The organism is Kitasatospora sp. NPDC001547 (genome assembly GCF_042894165.1).
Taxonomy (GTDB): Bacteria; Actinomycetota; Actinomycetes; order Streptomycetales; family Streptomycetaceae; genus Kitasatospora.
This window is the reverse complement of sequence record NZ_JBIAVL010000002.1, coordinates 244,898-265,322: the sequence shown is the minus strand read 5'-3', so window position 1 is coordinate 265,322 and position 20,425 is coordinate 244,898. Positions and strand designations below refer to the sequence as shown.

19 protein-coding genes are annotated in these 20,425 nt (G+C 73.9%); 11 read left to right on the top strand and 8 right to left on the bottom strand.

Translation table 11 applies throughout. From position 1 onward, the window contains the following. Positions 1-132: 132 nt before the first annotated feature. The 3 genes from ACFY0X_RS03925 to ACFY0X_RS03915 all read right to left on the bottom strand — a co-directional run bounded on the left by ACFY0X_RS03925 (position 133) and on the right by ACFY0X_RS03915 (position 2,095). On the bottom strand, positions 133-708 hold the full coding sequence (locus ACFY0X_RS03925; RefSeq protein WP_387748473.1) for a TerD family protein: 576 nt from the start codon (positions 706-708) through the stop codon (positions 133-135). A gap of 221 nt (positions 709-929) precedes the next feature. Then, on the bottom strand, positions 930-1,388 hold the full coding sequence (locus ACFY0X_RS03920; protein WP_387748471.1) for a peroxiredoxin: 459 nt from the start codon (positions 1,386-1,388) through the stop codon (positions 930-932). Positions 1,389-1,657: 269 nt separating this feature from the next. After that, the gene (locus ACFY0X_RS03915) at positions 1,658-2,095 is read right to left on the bottom strand and encodes a DUF3052 domain-containing protein (protein WP_387748469.1); all 438 of its coding nucleotides are present in this window, start codon (positions 2,093-2,095) and stop codon (positions 1,658-1,660) included. 517 nt (positions 2,096-2,612) lie between these two features. Between ACFY0X_RS03915 and aceE the strand changes: the two genes are divergently transcribed. Beyond that, on the top strand, positions 2,613-5,363 hold the full coding sequence (gene aceE, locus ACFY0X_RS03910; RefSeq protein ID WP_387748467.1) for a pyruvate dehydrogenase (acetyl-transferring), homodimeric type: 2,751 nt from the start codon (positions 2,613-2,615) through the stop codon (positions 5,361-5,363). 104 nt (positions 5,364-5,467) lie between these two features. Continuing rightward, positions 5,468-5,980 carry a nitroreductase/quinone reductase family protein gene (locus ACFY0X_RS03905; protein WP_387748465.1) on the top strand — a complete coding sequence of 171 codons (513 nt, stop codon included), beginning with the start codon at positions 5,468-5,470 and terminating at the stop codon, positions 5,978-5,980. A 134-nt stretch (positions 5,981-6,114) separates the two neighbouring features. Here ACFY0X_RS03905 and ACFY0X_RS03900 read toward each other — a convergent pair whose 3' ends face one another. Further along, positions 6,115-7,719, bottom strand: coding sequence for an MFS transporter (locus ACFY0X_RS03900; RefSeq protein ID WP_387748463.1), 1,605 nt, complete (start codon positions 7,717-7,719; stop codon positions 6,115-6,117). A 218-nt stretch (positions 7,720-7,937) separates the two neighbouring features. On the opposite strand from ACFY0X_RS03900, the gene ACFY0X_RS03895 reads away from it, so the two are divergent. The 7 genes from ACFY0X_RS03895 to ACFY0X_RS03865 all read left to right on the top strand — a co-directional run bounded on the left by ACFY0X_RS03895 (position 7,938) and on the right by ACFY0X_RS03865 (position 15,264). After that, on the top strand, positions 7,938-8,624 hold the full coding sequence (locus tag ACFY0X_RS03895) for a TetR/AcrR family transcriptional regulator (RefSeq protein ID WP_387748461.1): 687 nt from the start codon (positions 7,938-7,940) through the stop codon (positions 8,622-8,624). Between the two features lie 126 nt (positions 8,625-8,750). Continuing rightward, the gene (locus tag ACFY0X_RS03890; protein WP_387748459.1) at positions 8,751-10,064 is read left to right on the top strand and encodes a histidine kinase; all 1,314 of its coding nucleotides are present in this window, start codon (positions 8,751-8,753) and stop codon (positions 10,062-10,064) included. After that, positions 10,061-10,735 (top strand): response regulator, encoded by a 675-nt coding sequence (locus ACFY0X_RS03885; RefSeq protein ID WP_387748457.1) that lies wholly within the window; start codon positions 10,061-10,063, stop codon positions 10,733-10,735. Before ACFY0X_RS03890 ends, ACFY0X_RS03885 begins: the two co-directional genes overlap by 4 nt. A 179-nt stretch (positions 10,736-10,914) precedes the next feature. Beyond that, the gene (locus ACFY0X_RS03880; RefSeq protein ID WP_387748455.1) at positions 10,915-12,039 is read left to right on the top strand and encodes an alpha/beta hydrolase; all 1,125 of its coding nucleotides are present in this window, start codon (positions 10,915-10,917) and stop codon (positions 12,037-12,039) included. Positions 12,040-12,065: 26 nt separating this feature from the next. Continuing rightward, the gene (locus tag ACFY0X_RS03875) at positions 12,066-13,355 is read left to right on the top strand and encodes an acyltransferase (RefSeq protein ID WP_387748453.1); all 1,290 of its coding nucleotides are present in this window, start codon (positions 12,066-12,068) and stop codon (positions 13,353-13,355) included. A 136-nt stretch (positions 13,356-13,491) separates the two neighbouring features. Then, on the top strand, positions 13,492-13,827 hold the full coding sequence (locus ACFY0X_RS03870; RefSeq protein ID WP_387748451.1) for an MmcQ/YjbR family DNA-binding protein: 336 nt from the start codon (positions 13,492-13,494) through the stop codon (positions 13,825-13,827). A gap of 222 nt (positions 13,828-14,049) precedes the next feature. Then, positions 14,050-15,264 (top strand): alpha/beta hydrolase, encoded by a 1,215-nt coding sequence (locus ACFY0X_RS03865; RefSeq protein WP_387748449.1) that lies wholly within the window; start codon positions 14,050-14,052, stop codon positions 15,262-15,264. 44 nt (positions 15,265-15,308) lie between these two features. On the opposite strand, the gene ACFY0X_RS03860 is transcribed toward ACFY0X_RS03865, so the two are convergent. Next, positions 15,309-16,301, bottom strand: a complete 993-nt coding sequence (locus ACFY0X_RS03860; RefSeq protein WP_387748447.1) for a helix-turn-helix transcriptional regulator — start codon at positions 16,299-16,301, stop codon at positions 15,309-15,311. Between the two features lie 100 nt (positions 16,302-16,401). On the opposite strand from ACFY0X_RS03860, the gene ACFY0X_RS03855 reads away from it, so the two are divergent. Next, positions 16,402-16,980 carry a TIGR03086 family metal-binding protein gene (locus ACFY0X_RS03855; RefSeq protein WP_387748445.1) on the top strand — a complete coding sequence of 193 codons (579 nt, stop codon included), beginning with the start codon at positions 16,402-16,404 and terminating at the stop codon, positions 16,978-16,980. A gap of 53 nt (positions 16,981-17,033) precedes the next feature. On the opposite strand, the gene ACFY0X_RS03850 is transcribed toward ACFY0X_RS03855, so the two are convergent. Continuing rightward, the gene (locus ACFY0X_RS03850; protein WP_387748443.1) at positions 17,034-18,047 is read right to left on the bottom strand and encodes an aldo/keto reductase; all 1,014 of its coding nucleotides are present in this window, start codon (positions 18,045-18,047) and stop codon (positions 17,034-17,036) included. Then, positions 18,044-18,547 (bottom strand): MerR family transcriptional regulator, encoded by a 504-nt coding sequence (locus ACFY0X_RS03845; protein ID WP_387748441.1) that lies wholly within the window; start codon positions 18,545-18,547, stop codon positions 18,044-18,046. The genes ACFY0X_RS03850 and ACFY0X_RS03845 overlap by 4 nt, the downstream gene beginning before the upstream one ends. Positions 18,548-18,681: 134 nt before the next feature. Here ACFY0X_RS03845 and ACFY0X_RS03840 point away from each other — a divergent pair, with 134 nt between their 5' ends. Beyond that, positions 18,682-19,515, top strand: a complete 834-nt coding sequence (locus ACFY0X_RS03840) for a serine hydrolase domain-containing protein (protein ID WP_387748439.1) — start codon at positions 18,682-18,684, stop codon at positions 19,513-19,515. 57 nt (positions 19,516-19,572) lie between these two features. Here the strand turns inward: ACFY0X_RS03840 and ACFY0X_RS03835 are convergent, their stop codons facing one another. Next, positions 19,573-20,349 (bottom strand): pirin family protein, encoded by a 777-nt coding sequence (locus ACFY0X_RS03835; RefSeq protein WP_387748437.1) that lies wholly within the window; start codon positions 20,347-20,349, stop codon positions 19,573-19,575. Positions 20,350-20,425 lie beyond the last annotated feature (76 nt).

Here is a 20,425-nt window from a genome sequence, read left to right as displayed (position 1 = left end):
ACCAATCCGCGCTGCTGGTGGTACCCCGCCCGCCCGGGGGGGCGGGGGGGGGGGGCGCCCCCGCCCGGGGGGGGGCGGGGCCCGCCCCGGGGGAACGGCGCGAAGCCCGCGCCGCAGGGCGCCGGCGGCGGCTCAGACGTTGACGCCGAAGTCCTGCGCGATGCCGCGCAGACCGGAGGCGTAGCCCTGGCCGATGGCGCGGAACTTCCACTCGGCGCCGTTGCGGTACAGCTCGCCGAAGACCATCGCGGTCTCGGTGGAGGCGTCCTCGGAGAGGTCGTAGCGCGCCAGCTCCGTGTTGTCGGCCTGGTTCACCACGCGGATGAACGCGTTGCGCACCTGGCCGAAGTTCTGGCCGCGGGTCTCGGCGTCGTAGATCGACACCGGGAAGACGATCTTCTCCACGTCTGCCGGCACGCCGACCAGGCTGACCTTGATCGCCTCGTCGTCGCCCTCGCCCTCGCCGGTCAGGTTGTCGCCGGTGTGCTCGACCGAGCCGTCCGGGCTCTTCAGGTTGTTGAAGAACACGAAGTTGCCGTCCGAGGTGACCTTGCCCTGGGCGTTGCACAGCAGGGCGCTGGCGTCCAGGTCGAAGTCCGCGCCGGTGGTGGTCCGGACGTCCCAGCCCAGGCCGACGACCACGGCCGTGAGGCCCGGCGCCTCCTTGGTGAGCGAGACGTTGCCGCCCTTGCTGAGGCTGACTCCCACTAGTCCTCCAAGAATCGGGAGGCACGCCCAGTGGTGCCCCCGGTGGTGCGGTCCCGGGGCGTCGGGAGGCCCATCGGCTCCCGCACCCCACCCCGCCAACGGCCCGAGCGTAGTACGGGGTTCCCGTCCGCACCCCTGATCAGGCCGGACACGTCCCCACGGCACCCGGCCGGCGGGTGCGGCGGAGGCGTTCCGGACCGTCCTGGGCCCCGGCGGGGGCCTCAGAGCGCCGCGAGGACCTTCAGGTACTCCTGCTCGTCCCGGGCGTCCGGGAGGCCGTTGACGACGCTCCAGCGCACCGTGCCCGCGGTGTCGATCACGAAGGTGCCGCGCAGCGGGCAGCCCCGCTCCTCGTCCAGGACGCCGTACGCCCGGGCGACCTCGCCGTGCGGCCAGAAGTCGGCCAGCAGCGGGAACTCCAGTCCCTCCCGGTCGGCGAGGACCCGCTGGGAGAACTGCGAGTCGCAGGAGAGGCCGAGCACCTGCACGGTGTCGTTCTGCAGGCCCGCCAGCTCCCGCTGGATCGCGCCCAGCTCACCGGTGCAGACACCGGTGAAGGCGAACGGGTAGAAGACCAGGACGACGTTCTTCGCGCCGCGGAGGTCGGAGAGCCGGACGGACTCGCCGTGCTGGTTGTTGAGCTCGAAGTCCGGAGCCGGGGAGCCGACCTCGATGGCCATGAACGGGACCTTTCTGACGCGACCGCGCCGCGCGGCGGGCGCGGCAGGGCACATCCTCGCATTCGTTTACGGCGGTTCGGCCGAACGGATGAGGCGGGCGTCGGCGGCCCGGTCCGTTCGCCGTCCGCGAACGCCCCGGCGGGCCGTCCTGGGCACCGGCCCGCGTGGGGCCGGCCATGGCCCGCCAGCCGGCCGGGTGCCGGACATGCGGCGGGCCCCGCCGGAGGGATTCCTCCGACGGGGCCCGGCGCGGGGGCTTCAGAGCCCGCTCAGCGCTTGCCGCCCTTCGCCGTGGACTTGGTCGCAAGCCGGGTGGCCGCCCAGTCCTTGACGATGTTGATCGAGCTGGTCTGGGAGAGGCCCGCGGTCTTGGCCGCGTCGCTGATGTCGGAGGCCTCGATGTGGCCGTCGCGCCCGGTCTTGGGCGTCATCAGCCAGATCAGGCCGCCCTCGGCGAGGTACTCCAGCGCGTCGACGAGGGCGTCGGTGAGGTCCCCGTCGTCGTCGCGGTGCCACAGCAGAACGGCGTCGGCGACGTCGTCGTAGTCCTCGTCGACGAGATCCGTCCCGGTGAGCTCCTCGATTCCGTCGCGGAGCTCCTGGTCAGTGTCGTCGTCGTACCCCAGCTCCTGGATGATCTGGCCCTCTTCGAAGCCGAGACGGGTCGCCGGGTTGGACTTGTCCGCGGGGTCCGCGGTCGCGCTCACGGGAATAACCTCCAGTATTCGGCTCGGCGTCCATGCCGAGGCTGTGGCCGTAGTCCACACGGGCGCGGCGGTTCGCGCAAGTACCCGACCCCCGATCCCCTCCAAAGGTTGACGTGCCACACCGGGACACGCCGCGCGGCGTGGCGGGAATCACACCGATTTGCCCTTTTCCGCGTCGTCCGAGGATGCTTCGGGTGGTCCCGGCCCACAGGCCGTACGCGTGCCCGAGATGCGAACGGCATTCGGGGTCCGCGCGTGCGCGGGCGTAGAGTCTCCTGTTGGCCCTCACCCCGGCCGCCCGCCATCGGGCGGACGGGACACCAGGTCGGACCACCTCTTTTCGTAACACCCGGGGGTGTGCGGAGCGGACGAAGACGCCCGCGCCGCGCGCCGCCAGACCGGACCGCCCACCGGGCGGAACGGTTACCGATCGGTAGAGATGACGGATCTCCGAGCGCGGTAGCACGATGGAGGCGGCGCGACACACCTCAGTTTCGACCGACAGTGAAGGAACAGCGTGGCTTCCGGATCCGATCGCAACCCGATCATCATTGGCGGCCTTCCGAGTCAGGTCCCGGACTTCGATCCCGAGGAGACCGCGGAATGGCTGGAGTCGCTCGACGCGGCCATCGACGAGCGGGGGCGTGAGCGCGCCCGCTACCTGATGCTGCGGCTGATCGAGCGCGCCCGCGAGAAGCGTGTCGCCGTGCCCGAGATGCGCAGCACGGACTACGTCAACACCATCGCGACCAAGGACGAGCCGTTCTTCCCCGGCAACGAGGAGATCGAGCGCAAGATCCTCAACGCGACCCGGTGGAACGCGGCCGTCATGGTCTCCCGGGCGCAGCGCCCGGGCATCGGTGTCGGTGGCCACATCGCCACCTTCGCCTCCTCCGCGTCGCTGTACGACGTCGGCTTCAACTACTTCTTCCGCGGCAAGGACGCCGAGGGCGAGTCCGGCGACCAGGTCTTCTTCCAGGGCCACGCCTCCCCCGGCATCTACGCCCGCGCCTTCCTGCTGGACCGGCTCACCGAGCAGCAGCTCGACGCGTTCCGCCAGGAGAAGTCGAAGGCCCCGTACGGCCTCTCCAGCTACCCGCACCCGCGGCTGATGCCGGACTTCTGGGAGTTCCCGACCGTCTCGATGGGCCTCGGCCCGCTCGGCGCGATCTACCAGGCCCGGATGAACCGCTACCTGGAGCACCGCGGCATCAAGGACACCTCCGACTCGCAGGTCTACGCCTTCCTGGGCGACGGCGAGATGGACGAGCCCGAGTCGCTCGGCCAGCTGTCGCTGGCCGCCCGCGAGGGCCTGGACAACCTGACCTTCGTGGTCAACTGCAACCTGCAGCGCCTGGACGGCCCGGTCCGCGGCAACGGCAAGATCATCCAGGAGCTGGAGTCGCAGTTCCGCGGCGCCGGCTGGAACGTGATCAAGCTGGTCTGGGACCGCAGCTGGGACCCGCTGCTCGCGCAGGACCGCGACGGCATCCTGGTGAACAAGCTGAACACCACGGTGGACGGCCAGTTCCAGACCTACGCCACCGAGACCGGCGCGTACATCCGCGAGCACTTCTTCGGCGGCGACCTGCGCCTGCGCGCCATGGTCGAGAACATGACCGACCAGCAGATCCAGCACCTGGGTCGCGGCGGCCACGACCACAAGAAGATCTACGCGGCGTTCAAGGCGGCCCGCGAGCACAAGGGCCAGCCGACGGTCATCCTCGCCCAGACGGTCAAGGGCTGGACGCTGGGCCCCAACTTCGAGGGCCGCAACGCCACCCACCAGATGAAGAAGCTGACGGTCGAGGACCTGAAGCGCTTCCGCGACCGGCTGCACCTGCCGATCACCGACAAGCAGCTCGAGGACGGCCTCCCGCCGTACTACCACCCGGGCCGCGACTCGGAGGAGATCCAGTACATGCACGACCGCCGGGAGGAGCTCGGCGGCTACGTGCCGACCCGCAAGGTCCGCCCGCGGAAGCTGGAGCTGCCCGGCGACGACGCGTACAAGGCGGTCAAGAAGGGCTCCGGCAACCAGACCATCGCCACCACCATGGCGTTCGTCCGGCTGCTCAAGGACCTCATGCGGGACAAGGGCATCGGCAACCGCTTCGTGCCGATCGCGCCGGACGAGTACCGCACCTTCGGCATGGACTCGCTCTTCCCGTCGGCGAAGATCTACAACCCGCTCGGCCAGACCTACGAGTCGGTCGACCGGGAGCTGCTCCTCGCCTACAAGGAGTCGCCGACCGGCCAGATGCTGCACGACGGCATCTCCGAGGCGGGCTGTACCGCCTCGCTGATCGCCGCCGGCTCGTCCTACGCCACCCACGGCGAGCCGCTGATCCCGGTGTACGTCTTCTACTCGATGTTCGGGTTCCAGCGCACCGGCGACCAGTTCTGGCAGATGGCCGACCAGCTGGCCCGCGGCTTCGTGCTCGGCGCCACCGCCGGCCGCACCACGCTGACCGGTGAGGGCCTCCAGCACGCCGACGGCCACTCGCACCTGCTGGCCTCGACCAACCCCGGCGTGGTGGCCTACGACCCGGCGTACGGCTTCGAGATCGCGCACATCGTCCAGGACGGTCTGCGCCGGATGTACGGCTCCAGCGCCGAGCACCCGCACGGCGAGGACGTGTTCTACTACCTCACCGTCTACAACGAGCCGATCAAGATGCCGGCCGAGCCCGAGAACGTGGACGTCGAGGGCATCCTCAAGGGCCTGCACAAGTACGCGCCGGGCACCGCCGGCCAGATCCCGGCCCAGATCCTCGCCTCCGGCGTGGCCGTGCCGTGGGCCCTGGAGGCCCAGCGCATCCTCGCCGAGGAGTGGAACGTCAAGGCCGACGTCTGGTCCGCGACCTCCTGGAACGAGCTGCGCCGCGACGCGGTGGAGGCCGAGGAGTTCAACCTGCTGCACCCCGAGGAGCAGCAGCGCGTGCCGTACGTCACCCAGAAGCTCCAGGGCTCCGAGGGCCCGGTCGTCGCGGTGTCCGACTGGATGCGCGCGGTGCCGGACCAGATCGCCCGCTGGGTGCCGGGTCAGTACCAGTCGCTGGGCGCCGACGGCTTCGGCTTCGCCGACACCCGTGGCGCGGCCCGTCGCTTCTTCCACATCGACGCGCAGTCGGTCGTCCTGGCGGTGCTCACCGAGCTCGCCAAGCAGGGCCGGATCGACCGCTCGGCGCTGAAGGACGCGATCGACCGCTACCAGCTGCTGGACGTGGCCGCGGCCGACCCGGGCGCCGCCGGCGGCGACGCCTGATCACCCGCTGGAACTGAAGGGCCGGACTCCCACCGGGGGTCCGGCCCTTCGGCGTCCGCCGTGACTTGACCCTCTCACCGGTGTGAGGTCCTAGGGTCGGCGGCATGACGAGCGACACGAAGGCCGACGGCACGACGAACGACACGAAGGCCGGCGCCGTGCCGGGCGGGACGGGGCCCGGGCCCTCCGGGCGCCACCCCGAACCCGCCGACGGCGCGGGCGAGTTCAACCGCCGGGTGATCGCCGGGTTCCGGAGGGACGGGGGCGTGGTCGGCGGCGATCTCGCCGACGCCACGCTGCTCCTGCTCACCGTGGTCGGCGCCCGCAGCGGGGAGCCGCGCACCACCCCGCTGGTCTACCTGGCGGACGGCGAGCGGCTGGTGGTCTTCGCCTCCAACGGCGGCAGCGCGACGCACCCGGCCTGGTACCGCAACCTGGTCGCGACGCCGGAGGTCACCGTCGAGGTCGGCACCGAGCGCTACCCGGCGCTCGCGGCAGTCATCGACCCGGCCGAGCACGAGGCGCTCTGGGCCCGCCAGATCGCCGCCCAGCCCCAGTTCGCCGGCTTCCGCACGGAGGCCCGCACCGTCCCGCTGGTGGCGCTCACCCGCGTCTGACCGGCGGGGGCACCGCGCACGGGAACCACGACGGCCCCGGACTCCAGCGAGTCCGGGGCCGTGGCGTTGCGGGGCCGTCGCGTCGCGCCCCGCCGTGGCGGTGCGCGGGGCGCGGGGCGCGACGCGGGGGGCCGTCAGATGTGCACGGCCGGGCCCGCGTCGGTGGTGCCGCGGCGGGTGAGCAGGCCGAGCACGGCGGCGGCGAAGGCCACCACGGAGGCCACCGCGAAGGCGAGCGACATGCCGCTCACGAAGGACTCGTGGACGGCGCCGGCCATCGCGTCCACCACCTGCTGCGGGGTGCCGGCCGGGGCCGGCGGGGCTATGCCGAGCTGGGCGGCCTGCTTGAGGCCCTCGCCCGCCTCGCCCTCGACCGGCGGCAGGCCGGCCGCGGCCCAGTTGCCCGGCAGCACGTCGCCGACCTTGGCGGCCATCAGCGCGCCCAGCACGGCGGTGCCGAGGCTGCCGCCGACCTGCATCGCGGCCTGCTGGAGGCCGCCGGCCACGCCGGACAGCTCCATCGGGGCGTTGCCGACGATCACCTCGGTGGCACCCACCATGACCGGGCTGATGCCGAGGCCCATCAGGACGAACCAGAGCGACATCACGCCGTTGCCCGAGCCGGTGTCCAGGGTGGACATGCCGAACATCGCGGCGGTGGTGATCAGCATGCCGGCCACGATCGGGATCCGCGGGCCCAGCTTGCCGATCGCCAGGCCGGCCAGCGGCGAGCCGACGATCATCATGCCGGTCATCGGCAGCAGGTGGACGCCGGCCTCGACCGGCTTCATCCCGTGCACGTTCTGGAGGTAGAAGGTCACGAAGAAGATCGCGCCGAAGAACGCGAAGGCCATCAGCACCATCAGCAGCACGCCCGCCGACAGCGGCACCGAGCGGAACAGGCTGAGCGGGATCAGCGGCTCGCGGGCCTTGCCCTGCCAGAGCGCGAACAGCACCATCAGGACCACCGCGCCGCCCAGGAACAGCAGCGTCCTGCCGTCGCCCCAGCCCCACTCGGGCGCCTTGATGATGCCGAAGACCAGCGCGAACATGCCCACCGAGAGCAGCGCGATGCCGGGCAGGTCGAAGGACCTGGCGGCGTTCTCGGCCCGGACGTCCTTGAGGATCCACACGCCCAGCGCCAGCGCGATCAGGCCGACCGGGATGTTGATGAAGAACACCGACTCCCAGTTGACGTGCTCGACCAGCAGGCCGCCGACGATCGGGCCGGCCGCGGTGGAGGCGCCGATCACGCCGCCCCAGATGCCGATCGCCATGTTGAGCTTCTCGGCCGGGAAGGCCCCGCGCAGCAGGCCGAGCGCGGCCGGCTGGAGCAGCGCGCCGAACAGGCCCTGGAGGACCCGGAAGACGATCACGGTCTGGATGTTGCCGGCGAAGCCGATCGCGGCCGAGGTGGCGGCGAAGCCCACCGCGCCGACCAGGAAGGTGGTCTTGTGGCCGAAGCGGTCACCGATCTTGCCGGCGGTGATCAGGAAGACCGCCAGGGCCAGCAGGTAGCCGCTGGTGACCCACTGGATGTCGGCGGGCGCCGCGTGCAGCTTCTCCTGGATCACCGGGTTGGCGATGGCCACGATCGTGCCGTCCAGCGCGACCATCATGACGCCGACCGCGACGGTCAGCAGGGTCAGCCAGGGGTGCCCCTTGAGGCCGCCCCCCGACGGCGGGTTCGGCGGCGACGGTGCGTCCGCCTCGGAGTTCTTGACGACGGACTGGCTCATCTGGGCCCTCCGGGGGCGTGGCTGGGTGCGGGACGTGGTCGTGGCGCCCCGGCCCACCCGTCCCCACAGGTGCCCCGGCCCGACGGGCGCCACTCCGGGCAGATTATGTCAGCTACTGACATTCGGCAAACAGTGACTTCTGGCCACTACTGACATTTGTCAGAGCGCTAAGGTTGTGCTCCCACCCGCCACACCCAGCGCTCCGGAAGGCCCCCGCCATGGCCGCTCACACCCCCCGTACCACCGACGCCCCGGCGGGCCCCGGGCGCACGCCCGGGCTGCGCGAGCGCAAGAAGCAGCAGACCCGGTACGCCCTGATCCAGGCCGCCCACCTGCTCTTCCTCCGCCAGGGCTTCGCCCGCACCACCGTCGACGAGATCGCCTCCGCCGTCGACGTCTCCCAGCGCACCTTCTTCCGCTACTTCGCCAACAAGGACGAGGTCGCGCTCGCCGTGATGGCCGTGGCCGAGGACTACTTCATCGAGTGCCTGCGCCGCCGCCCGGCCGAGGAACCCCCGCTCCAGGCCCTGCGCGCCTCGATCGTCAAGGCCTGGCGCGACCTCGGCAGCGAGGAGACCGCCGGCCCCGGTTCGATCCACAGCGCCCTCGAACTCATGCGGATGATCGAGGAGACGCCCCCGCTGCTCGCCGCCCACCTGCGCCGGGTCACCGAACAGGAGCGGCTGGTGGTCCAGGTGCTCGCCGAACGCGAGGGACTGGACCCGGCCGAGGACCTCCGCCCGGCCGTGCTCGCCGCCGTCTTCGGCAGCCTGCTGCGCTCGGCCCACCTGTCCTGGAGCGCCGAGCACGAACCCGCCGGCCCCGAGGGCATGGTCGCCGTCATCGAGCGCTACTTCGACCAGCTCGGCCCGGCCCTGGCCGGCCACTGGCGCGACCCCTCCTGAGGCCCCCGCGGGGCCCGTCGGCGCACCCGTGTCATACCGGGGTATCACCCGACACCCCGGTACCACCCGGAAGTTCGGGCTCCAGTGCGATGCCCGGCGGGCCCCGCCCTCCTAGGCTGGCCCGCGATGAAGAACCTCACCGCCGCCGACCTCCGCCCGTACGGCCGCCGCCTGCTGCGCGCCTTCCGACACCACCTCACCACCCCGAGCGGCGGCCACACCCCGCTGCTCGGGGAGTCGCCCCGGCCCTGGCTGCGCCGGCTGCCGTACGCCGTCGCCCTCGCCCTGCTGTCCTCGCTGATCCCCACCGGGATCGCCGTCCTGGTCGAGACCTTCGGCCTGGTGCTGCCGGTGGCCGGCGCGCTCACCGTCGCCCAGACCGTCCCGCTGCTGCTCGCCATCACCCGGCCGCTGGCCGCCTGGTGGATCAGCGCGGCCACCCTGGTCACCACCGCCGCCATCACCGCTCGCTACGACATGGCCGGTGGCACCTGGCCGTGGAACGCGCCGATGATCCTCGCGTACATCTTCCTGCTGTTCGCCCTGGCGCTGCGGGAGAGCCGGGCCACCCTGGTCTCCGTCTGGCTGGCCACCGTCGCGCTCACCGCGCTCACCACCACGCTGGGCCTGCCCCGCTCCGGCGACGGCACCACCATGCTGCTGATCGCGCTCAGCGGCGCCGCGCTGCTGCTCGGCTGGGCCGTCCGGGACCGCGCCGAGGCGCGCCGGCTGCTCACCGAGCAGGAGCACATCAGCGAGGTCGAGCGCGAACGGCGTACCCTGCTGGAGGAACGCGCCCGGATCGCACGGGAGTTGCACGACGTGGTGGCGCACCACATGTCGGTCATCGCGGTGCAGGCGGCCAGCGCGCCGTACCGGATCACCGGGGTGCCGGACGACGCCGCCGAGGAGTTCAGCGCGATAGCCGGCACCGCCCGCGAGTCGCTGGCCGAGATGCGCCGACTGCTCGGCGTGCTGCGCAGCGAGGAGTCCGGCGGGGAGAAGGCCCCCCAGCCCGGGGTCGGCCAACTCGCCCAGCTGGTCGAGACGGTGGGCCGGGCCGGGGTGCCGGCCGAACTCACGGTGGAGCCGGGCACGGCGGACCTGGTGCCGCAGGCCGTCGGCCTGTCCGCCTACCGGATCGTGCAGGAGGCGCTGGCCAACGTGGTGCGGCACGCCCCCGGCGCGCGGACCTGGGTGTCGCTGACCACGGACGGCCCGGCGCTGCTGGTGACGGTGGTCAACGCGCCGCCCCCGGAGCGCACCGAGTCGCTGGAGGCCTCGGTCGAGGGCACCGGACAGGGGCTGGTCGGAATGCGGGAACGCGTCCGGCTGGTCGATGGCAGGCTGGACACCGGCCCGCTGCCGGACGGCGGCTTCAAGGTGGCCGCCGTCCTGCCCCTCGACCCTCCAGACACCCCCCGGGAGACCACCGCATGACCATCCGCGTGATCATCGTCGACGACCAGGCCATGGTGCGCGCGGGCTTCGCGGCCCTGCTCAACGCCCAGAGCGACATCGACGTGGTGGGGGACGCGGCGGACGGCGCCCAGGCCCTGGAGGTCAACGGACGCACCCACCCGGACCTGGTGCTGATGGACGTCCGGATGCCCGTCATGGACGGCCTGGAGGCGGCCCGGCGGCTGCTCGACCCGGCCGTGCCCGGCGCCCACCGGCCCAAGGTGCTGATGCTGACCACCTTCGACGTGGACGACTACGTGTACGAGGCGCTGCGCGCCGGGGCCAGCGGCTTCCTGCTCAAGGACGCCCCGCCGGCCGACCTGATCGCCGCGGTCCGGGTGGTCGCGGCCGGCGAGGCGCTGCTCGCCCCCTCGGTGACCCGCCGGCTGATCGAGGACTTCGCCCGCACCCGCCCGGTCAGGCGCCGCGACCCCAAGGTGCGGCTCAACGGCCTGACGCCGCGCGAGACCGAGGTGCTGGAGCTGATCGCCCGCGGCCTGTCCAACCAGGAGATAGCCGCCGAACTGGTGCTCGCCGAGCAGACCGTCAAGACCCACATCGGGCGCATCCTCGCCAAGCTCGGCCTGCGCGACCGTGCCCAGGCGGTGGTCCTGGCCTACGAGTCCGGGCTGGTGGCCCCCGGCCAGTAGGGGGGTTGCCCCCACCCCGGCGACCCCCCTCGCGACCGGGGGAAATCCTCCTGATACCCCGGTAGCACACGGGAGTTGGCCCCGCGGAGTGACGTCCGCGGGGCCGTCGCATTCCTACCTTCCTCCTCGTCGGAAGCCGAACCGAGTCGGCGGCCGAACGGACGAGGGGGAGCAGGGACATGCGCAAGTTTCGGGTCAGGCGGGCGATCGCCGCCACCGCGGTGGCGCTGGGGGTCGCGCTCGGCGCGGGCGGCTGGGCCGCCGACACCCAGACCCCCGTCACCGGCCCGCCGCCCGGCAGCGCCGCCTGGGCGGCGGACACCTCGCTCGGCCTGCGGCTGCCCGACCCGGCCACCGCCGCGCCGGCCCGAGTGGCCGCGTTCTTCGCCGGGTTGGGCCCGGGCCGGCAGGACGCCCTGGCCGTCCGCCACCCGCTGGTGGTCGGCAACCTGGACGGCGCCCCGATCGCCCTGCGCTACCGGGCCAACGCCCTGGCCCTGACCGCCGAGCGCACCCGCGAACTCGCCCGGGCCGCCGACCCCGCCCTCACCCCGCAGGACCACGAGGCCGCCCGCACCCGTGCCGAGCGCTACCGCGCCCTGCTGGACGGCGGCCGGCAGGTCCTCGCCTTCGACCCGCGCGGCCGCGGCCAGGTCGCCGAGGTGTACGGCGACCTCGCCGCCGCCCGCCGCACCGCCGTGGTCGTCCCCGGCTCGGACATCGACCTGCTCCGCTTCGACCGCACCGCCAACCCGTACGGCACCCCCGCCGGGATGGCCCGCGCGCTCCTGGACGCCACCGACCGGCAGACCGCCGTGATCGCCTGGGCCGGGTACACCACCCCGCTCGGCGTCGGCCCGGACGCCGCCACCGAGGACCTGGCCCGGGCCGGTGCCCCCCGCCTCACCCGGCTGCTCGACGGACTCGCCGTCACCACCCGCCCGCAGGCCCCGCCCACCCTGTTCTGCCACAGCTACGGCTCGGTGGTCTGCGGCCTGGCCCGCCCCACCCCCGCGCAGGCCTCCGGCGTGGTGGTGCTCGGCTCGCCCGGCATGGGCGTCGGCTCGGCCGCCGACCTCGACCCGGGCGTCCCGCTCTGGGCCACCGCCCGCAACGGCTCCGACTGGATCGGCGACGTGCCCAACGTCCGGCTGTTCGGCCTCGGCCACGGCGCCGACCCGACCGCCGCCGGCTTCGGCGCCCGCCCGCTGCCCGCCACCGGATCCCACGGCCACAACGGCTACTTCGCCCCCGGCACCGCCTCCCTCGCCGCCTACGCCGCCGTCGCGCTCGGCCGCGCCTGACCGCCCGCACCGGAAGGAGCACCACCATGGCCAGCACCCTCACCACCCGGTCCCGCCCCACCCGGGCCCGCACCACGGAGCCCCGCACCCCCCGGCCGCTCACCGCCCTGCGCCGCGCCGCCGCCGCGGTCGACGCCAAGACCCCGGCCGACCGCGACCGCGCCCTGGACGGGCTGCGCGCCCTCGCCCTGCTCGCCGTTCCGGTCGGCCACTGGATGCTCGGCGGCTTCACCCGCACCCCCGACGGCGTCCTGCACAACGCCAGCCCGCTCTCCACCCTCGGCTTCTTCGCCCCGCTCAGCTGGGTGCTGCAGATGCTCGGGGTGTTCTTCCTGGTCGGCGGTCACTCCTCGGTCCGCTCGCTGGAGCGGGCCCGGGCCAGGGGCGTCACCTACGGCGGCTGGCTGCGGGCCCGTACGGTCCGGCTGCTGCGCCCGGTGCTCGGCGTGACGGCCGTCTGGGCGGCGCTGGTCCCGCTGCTGCCCGCGCTCGGCGTCCCCGCGGACACCCTGCGCACCGGCGCCACCCTGGTGGTGCAGCCGCTCTGGTACATCGGCGTCTACCTGGGGCTGACCGCGCTCACCCCGCTCTGCGTGGCCGCCGGGCGCCGGCTGGGCGGCTGGTCGGCGGGCCTGCTGGTGGCCTCGGTCGCCGCCGTCGACCTGCTGCGCTACGGGCCGTGGGCCGGGGCGGTGCCGTCCTGGGTCGCGCTGCTGAACATCCTGCCGGGCTGGCTGTTCGGGTACCAGCTGGGCGTGCTCTGGGCGCAGGGCCGGCTCGGCCGCCCGGCGGCCCGGGTGCTGCTGCTCGGCGGCGGCGCGCTGTTCGCCACGCTGCTGCTGGTCTTCCACTACCCGGCCAGCATGGTCGGCGTGCCCGGGGCCGCCCGGATTAACTCGCACCCGCCGTCCCTGCTGGTGCTCGCCCTGGCCGCGTTCCAGTGCGGCGCCGCGGTGCTGCTGCGGGAGCGGCTGGGCCGGCTGCTGACCCGCCGTCCGCTGCTCTGGCTGCCGGTCGTGGTGGTCAACCTGTCGGCGATGACGATCTTCTGCTGGCACCAGAGCGCGATGCTCGCGGTCGCCGTGCCCGGCGCAGCGGCCCTGGGCGCCGTCCCGGGGCTGACCACCGCGCCGGACTCGCTCGGCTGGGTGGCCGCCCGGCTGGCGCTGCTGCCGCTGTTCGGCGCCGTGCTGGTGGCGATCGGCTGGTTCACCCGCCGGTTCGACGGCCCGTGGACGGCCTTCTCCCGGGGCGGCAAGGCGCTGGCCGGGGCCGGGGCGGCGCTGTTCGCGGCGTACGCGCTGGGCGTGGTGTGACGATCCGCCGGGCGTGACCGCTCCGAGGGGGCGTGGGCCGATCGGTCCGCGCCCCCTCGGCCGTCGCCACCCGTCCCCGGTGCGTCCCGCAGCGCGCCGGGGGCGCGGTGTCGGTGCCCTGCTCTACCCTGCCGCCATGGTGACGTTCGACGAGTTCCGTGCGATGGCGCTGGCCCTGCCGGAGGCCGCCCAGGAGCCGACCTGGGACATCGAGACGCTGCGGGTCCGCGGCCGGATCTTCGCGATGGGCGCGCCCGACGGGGACCGCGTCACCGTCAAGGCCTCCCCCGAGGACCAGGCCGAACTGCTCGCCTCCGAACCCGAGGTGTTCTCCTCCGCCCCGTACGTCGGACGGCACGGCTGGGTGAGCGTCCGGCTGGACCGGGTGGACCGGGACGAGCTGGGCGACCTGGTCACCGAGGCCTGGCGGCGGACGGCGCCGAAGCGCCTGGTCCGCGAATTCGACGCCTGAGTGCGACCCGCCGGTCCGGTCGCACCGGGGTGGGTGCGGACCACCGCCCGAACCACTGGGAGACGTCGCAAGGACACCCCCGGTTCATGTGATCCATCCCACAGTTTAGGCGTTCCCGCCACCCCTTCGGGCCCCCTAGGCTTGCGCAGGGAAGTCAACAGGTTTATCGCACCCTCCGGGCACCGCCCGCGAAACGGTGACGGGCCCAAGGGAGTTGGTGCGGTGCGCAACCGTCGGCGCTGGAAGCGGGTACTGGTCGGGGCGTTCGCCGGTTGCGCGGTGCTCGCCGACGCCGGAGCCTCCGCCGCCGCGGCCGCGGTCTCCTCCGAACAGCTGGCGATCTCCACGCCTCCGGCCGGCAGCACCGCCTGGGTCGAGGACCACTCCTTCGGCCGCTCCCTGCCCGACCCGGCCACCACCACCCCGGCCGCCGCCGCGGCGTTCTTCGCCTCGCTCGCGCCCACCGAACTGGACCGGCTGATCCAGGCGTACCCGCTGGTCGTCGGCAACTACGACGGCGCCCCGCTGGACCTGCGCTACCGCGCCAACAAGCTCGCCCTGGCCGCCGAGCGCGACCGGGCCCGGGCCCGCGCCGCCGACCACCGACTGGACGCCGACACCCGCGCCCTGGCCGTCTCCCGCGCCAACGACGTCGAGCACCTGCTCGCCCCCGACCGGCAGGTCCTGGCCTTCGACCCGCGCGGCCGCGGCCTGGTCACCGAGGTGTGGGGCGACCTCGCCGACGCCGAGCGGATCTCGGTGCTCGTCCCCGGCTCGGACGCCGACCTCGGCCACCACGACCAGGCGGTCGAGCCGCTGCGCTCCCCGGCCGGCATGGCCCGTGCCCTCCACGCCGAGGAGCGCCGCCAGGCCCCCGGCACCCGGACCGCCGTGATCTCCTGGACCGGCTACGTCACCCCCTCCGGCCTCGGCCCGGACGCCGCCACCTCCCGGCTCGCCGACGTCGCCGCCCCCCGGCTGGAGCGGCTGCTCGCCGGGCTGAAGGAGACCACCCGCCCCGACGCGCCGCCGTCGCTGCTCTGCCACTCCTACGGCTCGGTGGTCTGCGGCACCGCCGCCCCGGACATCCCGCGCGCGGCCGCCTCGCCGTCCGACACCTCCGGCATCACCGACCTGGTGGTCTTCGGCAGCCCCGGCATGGGCGTGCAGAGCACCACCGAGCTGGGCGCCGGCGTGCACGTCTGGGCCACCCGCAACCCCAGCGACTGGATCGGCAACGTGCCGTTCCTGGAGGTCGGCGGGCTCGGCCACGGCGCCGACCCGACGGCGGGCGGCTTCGGCTCCGAGCAGATCTCCTCGGCCCGCGCGGCCGGCCACAACGGCTACTTCGCCGCGGGCACCGACAGCCTGCGCAACTTCGCGGCGATCTCCCTCGGCCACTACCAGGACGTGGTCCGGGCCGCTCCCGACTCCTGAGCCGGGCCGATCCGACCCGACCGGACTGGACTGGACGGACCGGGCTAGCCCGACTGGTCCTGGTACAGCCGCAGCGCGTCCGCCGCCGCCCGGACCAGCTCGCGCCGGGCGGCCGGCGGGGCCAGCACCTCGACGTCCGCGCCGAAGGCCAGCAGCGACCGGACGGCCGCCGGCGCCGGGAAGACCATCGTCACCTCGGCCCACTCCTCGACCGGCCCGGCACCCGGTTCCGGCGGCGGCGCGGTGACCCGGCCGCCGTGGATGCGCAGGAACATGTCCAGCCGTCCGCGCCGGACCCGCACCCGCACCGGCACGTCCACCGGCAGCCGCTCCACCTGCTCGCGCAGCACCGCCCAGACGTCGCCGAGCCCGACCCCGGCCCGGCGGCGCACCGACTCCTCGGTGGTCTCGGCGGCCAGCACCCGGTCGGCCCGGAACAGCCGCGGCTCACCGTGCAGGTCGGCCACCAGGTACCAGACCGCGGCCTTGCTCACCAGCCCGTACGGGTCGACGGTGTACTCCACCGGCGCGGGCGTGCCGCTGTGCCGGTAGCGCAGCCGCAGCCGCCGGTCGGCGAAGACGGCGTACTGCAGCTCGCCCAGGTCCGGCCCGGCGGCGGAGCCGGCCGCGCCGGGCGTCTGCATCCAGCGGGCCGGGTCGACCAGGATCCGTTCGCTGGTCCGCTCCGCGGCCGGCCGGTGCGGGGCCGGCAGCGCCGCCATCACCTTGCGCAGCGCCGAGCCGAGCGCGCCGTCCAGCCCGAGGTCGCTGTGCGCCCCCTGGGCGGAGAGCACGAACAGCGCCCTGGCCTCGTCCGCGGTCAGCCCGGTGACGTCGGTCCGGTAGCCGGGCAGCAGACCGATGCCGCCGTGCCGCCCGCGCTCGGTGAACACCGGCACCCCGGCGGCGGAGAGCGACTCGACGTCGCGGTAGATGGTGCGGACGGACACCTCCAGCCGCTCGGCGAGTTCGGTGGCGGGCACCCGGCCGCGGGTCTGGAGCAGCAGGAGGATCGAGAGCAGGCGGTCTGCCTTCATGTCCCAATAATCCCAGTAATCCTGACGGTAGTTGTCAGGTTTCGCTGGGAGATTGCGTTCCGAGCCCGAAAAACCACCCGACACCAGGGAGTTGAGCGCCATGACCGCCGTCCAGGATGCCCGACCGCAGTACCAGGCCGCCCTCGACCAGCTGGAGAAGCTGTTCGCCACCGTCACCCCGGCCGACCTCGACCGGCCCACCCCCTGCACCGAGTTCACCCTGCGTCAGCTGCTGAACCACGTGGTCGGCGGCATGCACCGGTTCGCGTACATGGGCGAGGGCGGGCGCGCCGGGGACGTCGTGGCCGCCGTCGAGGACCCCTCGGACGAGGGCTGGCCGGCCGCGCTGGGCCGGGCCCGCGCCCGGGTGACGGCCGCCTGGGCGGACGACGCCAAGCTCGGCCGCCCGACCGTCGCCCCCTGGGGCGAGGTGCCCGGCGCGATCGCGGTGGGCGGCTACCTGATGGAACTGGTGACCCACTCCTGGGACATCGCCACCGCGCTCGGCGGCGGCTTCGCGCTGGACGACGACCTGTCGCGGACCGCGCTGGGCATCGCGCAGTCCGTGCTGCCGGACGGGCAGCGGCCGCCGGGCGGCCCGTTCGGCGACGTCCGGCCGGTCGCCGAGGACGCCGACGTGCACGCCCGGCTGGCCGCCTGGATGGGCCGGTCGGTCTGACCCCGCCGGACGGCCCCGGGGGGGAGCCACCGCCCCCGGGCCGCCGGTGCCCGCTACTCGCGCGCCGCCGAGGTGGAGCTCATGTCCGCGTAGCGGCTCCCCGCCACCCGGCCGGCCACCGGCTCCAGCAGCGCCAGCTCCTCGGCGGTCAGCCGCAGCGTCGCCGCCGCGGTGTTCTCGGCGAGCCGGCCGCGCTTGCGGGTGCCCGGGATCGGCACGACGGCCAGCCCGTGCACCTCGGCCCGCTGGTGCACCCAGGCCAGCGCGACCTGGGCGAGCGTCACGCCGTGGGCCGCCGCGATCCGCCGCAGCGGGTCGAGCAGCTCGCCGTTGGCGGCCGCGTTGTCACCGGTGAAGCGCGGGTGGTTGCGGCGGTAGTCGTCCGCCGAGAGCTCCTTGGCGTCCTGGAAGGCGCCGGTCAGGAAGCCCCGCCCGAGCGGCGAGTACGGCACGAAGGCGACGCCCAGCTCCGCCGCGGCCGGCACCGCCGTGCGCTCGACGTCGCGGGCGAACACCGACCACTCGGACTGGAGCGCGGCGATCGGGTGGATCGCGTGCGCCTCGCGCAGCTCGGCACCCGTCACCTCGGACAGGCCGAGGTGACGCACCTTGCCGGCCTCCACCAGCTCGGCCATGGCGCCGACCGAGTCGGCCAGCGGCACGGCCGGGTCGCGGCGGTGCATGTAGTACAGGTCGATCACGTCCACGCCCAGGCGGCGCAGCGAGGCGTCCACCGCGGTGCGGATGTACGCCGGGTCGTTGCTGATGCCGCGGACGGAGTTGTCCTCCGCCGAGCGCACGATGGCGAACTTGGTGGCGAGCACCACCTTGTCCCGGTTGGCCCGGACGAAGGGGCCGATCAGCTCCTCGTTGTGGCCGGAGCCGTACATGTCGGCGGTGTCGAAGAGGGTGACGCCGGTCTCCAGCGCGGCGTCCAGGGTGGCGAGCGCCTCGTCGGCGTCGGTGGGGCCGTAGAACTCGCTCATGCCCATGCAGCCGAGGCCCTGGACGCCCACCAGCGGGCCCCCGGTGCCGAGTTCGACGGTGGGAAGGACGGTCTGAGTCATGCGCTCTGCGCTTCCTCTCCATGGATGTTCCGGTGTTGGACCGGGGCGCCGGTGAGGTCGGCGACCTTCCCGGCGTAGAGGTCGATCTTGTGGTCGAGGACGGCGAGGGTGGCCTGGAGGTCCACGATCCGCTGCCGGACCTCCTCGCGCTGGGCCTCCAGGAGCTGCTGCCGCTCCGGGTAGGTCCGCTCGCCCTGGCGGGCCATGTCCACGTACCTGAGCATGTCCGCCACCGACATGCCGGTCAGCCGCAGCCGGCCCAGGAAGGCCAGCCGGTGCAGGTCGGCGTCGCAGTAGCGGCGCTGGCCGCCCGCCGCCCGGTCGACCGGGTCCAGCAGGCCGATCCGCTCGTACCAGCGCAGGGTGTGGGCGGTCAGCCCGCTCGCCGCGGCGACCTCGCTGATGGTGTGCCTCGGCGTCCGGTCCGGGTCGCCGGTCGGGCGGCTGAACACCTCGGTGCAGCTGCGCCGGTCGATCTCGATGCGTGCGGGTGCGGCCATCGCTCGTCTTCCCCCTGTCCTGTGCGACGTGGACGACGCTACCGAGTTGGAGTGCACTCCAAGCAAGCCCGACATCCGGGTGGCTTCGCCACCACGTTCTCCGGCGGATTTCCCGGCGACTACAGTCGGACCCCATGGAGAGCTTGCGGATGATCGAGAACTGGCCGGTGCCCCACGCCGCGGCGGCCGTGGTCCGGGGGACGGACGGCGCGGTACTGGCCGCGCACGGGCCGCAGCAGCACCTGTTCCCGCTCGCCTCGGTGACCAAGCTGCTCACCTCGTACGCGGCGCTGGTCGCCGTCGAGGAGGGCGTGTTCGAGCTGGACGACCCGGCCGGGCCGCCCGGGTCGACCGTCCGCCACCTGCTCGCCCACACCTCCGGCCTGGGCTTCGACGAGGACCGGGTGTTCGCCGAGCCCGGCAACCGCCGGCTCTACTCCAACGCGGGCTTCGACACGCTGGCCCGGGCGCTGTCCGCGGCCGCCGGGATCGAGTTCTCCCGCTACGTCGCCGAGGCGGTGTTCCAGCCGCTGGGCATGTCGGACACGCTGATCCACACCGCGCACAAGTCCCCGGCCGGCGCCGGCGGCCTGTCCACCGTCGCCGACCTCACCCGGTTCGCCGCCGAGCTGCAGGCGCCGAAGCTGCTGGACCCGTCCACCCTCCGGCAGGCCACCCGCGAGGTCGCCTTCCCCGGCACCAGCGGGGTGCTGCCCGGCTACGGCCACCGGCGCCCGAACGACTGGGGGCTCGGCTTCGAGATCCGCGACGGCAAGAGCCCGCACTGGACCGGCACCGCCAACTCCCCCGGGACCTTCGGGCACTTCGGCCAGTCCGGCACCTTCCTGTGGGTCGACCCGCGGGCGGGCGCGGCCTGCGTCGCGCTCACCGACCGGGACTTCGGGCCGTGGGCGGTCGAGGCCTGGCCGGCCCTCTCGGACGCGGTGCTCGACGAACTGGCCCGCTGACGGGCCCCTCGTCGGCCTCGCGCCCGCGGGACGACGCGGGGAGTCCGACGACAGGGCTCAGCCGTACGAGACCGGCGAGTGCATCTCCCAGAGCAGGAGTTCGGCGCCGGTGCCACCCGCCGCCGGGTCGGCGAAGGCGTCGCCGGTGATCCGCACGCTGTCGCCCGGGACCATCGAGCGGCCCGCGCCCTTGGGTCCCGGCACGGTGCGGTAGCCGAGCGAGCCGGCCGTCAGGTGCGCGTACCGCCAGGGCGCCTCGGGCAGCCGGGGCAGCGGCTGCCACGGCCCGGCGGTGGCCAGCCAGAGCGCGGCGTCGCCGCGGCGCAGCCGCAGGGCCTCCGTCCCGGCGTCGCGCTCCAGCCCGGAGGCGAGCAGCGTCAACCCGCCGTCCGCCGGTTCCACCTTGCGCAGGCCGTACGCGGGGGGCGCGTCGAACTCGTCCGGCTGGAGCCACATCTGGACGAAGCGGACCGGCCCGGTGGCGCCGCCGACGTTGCGCTCGGTGTGGGTGACCCCGGATCCGGCGCTGAGGTGCTGGACCATCCCCGGGCGGACCACCCCGCTGTGGCCGTGCGAGTCCCGGTGGGCCAGCGCGCCCTCCAGCACCCAGGTGAGGATCTCGGTGTCCCGGTGCTTGTGCTCCTCGAACCCGGCGCCGGGGGCGAGGAGTTCCTCGTTGCACGCGAGCAGCGCTCCGAAGTGGGTGTTCTTCGGGTCGTAGTGGCCGGAGAAGGAGAAGGCGTGCCTGGACTCGACGCCCTCGGCCGGGGCGGAACGGTAGCGCTCGGCGGTGCGGCGCAGGTCGGCGCGGGGGCGGTCGGCGGCTTCGGTCACGCCCCCCACCGTAGTGGCTGGGGCGCGGGGTGTGACCCTTGCCACCGCGCCGCTCCGCCGGGGGGTGTGCACGAGC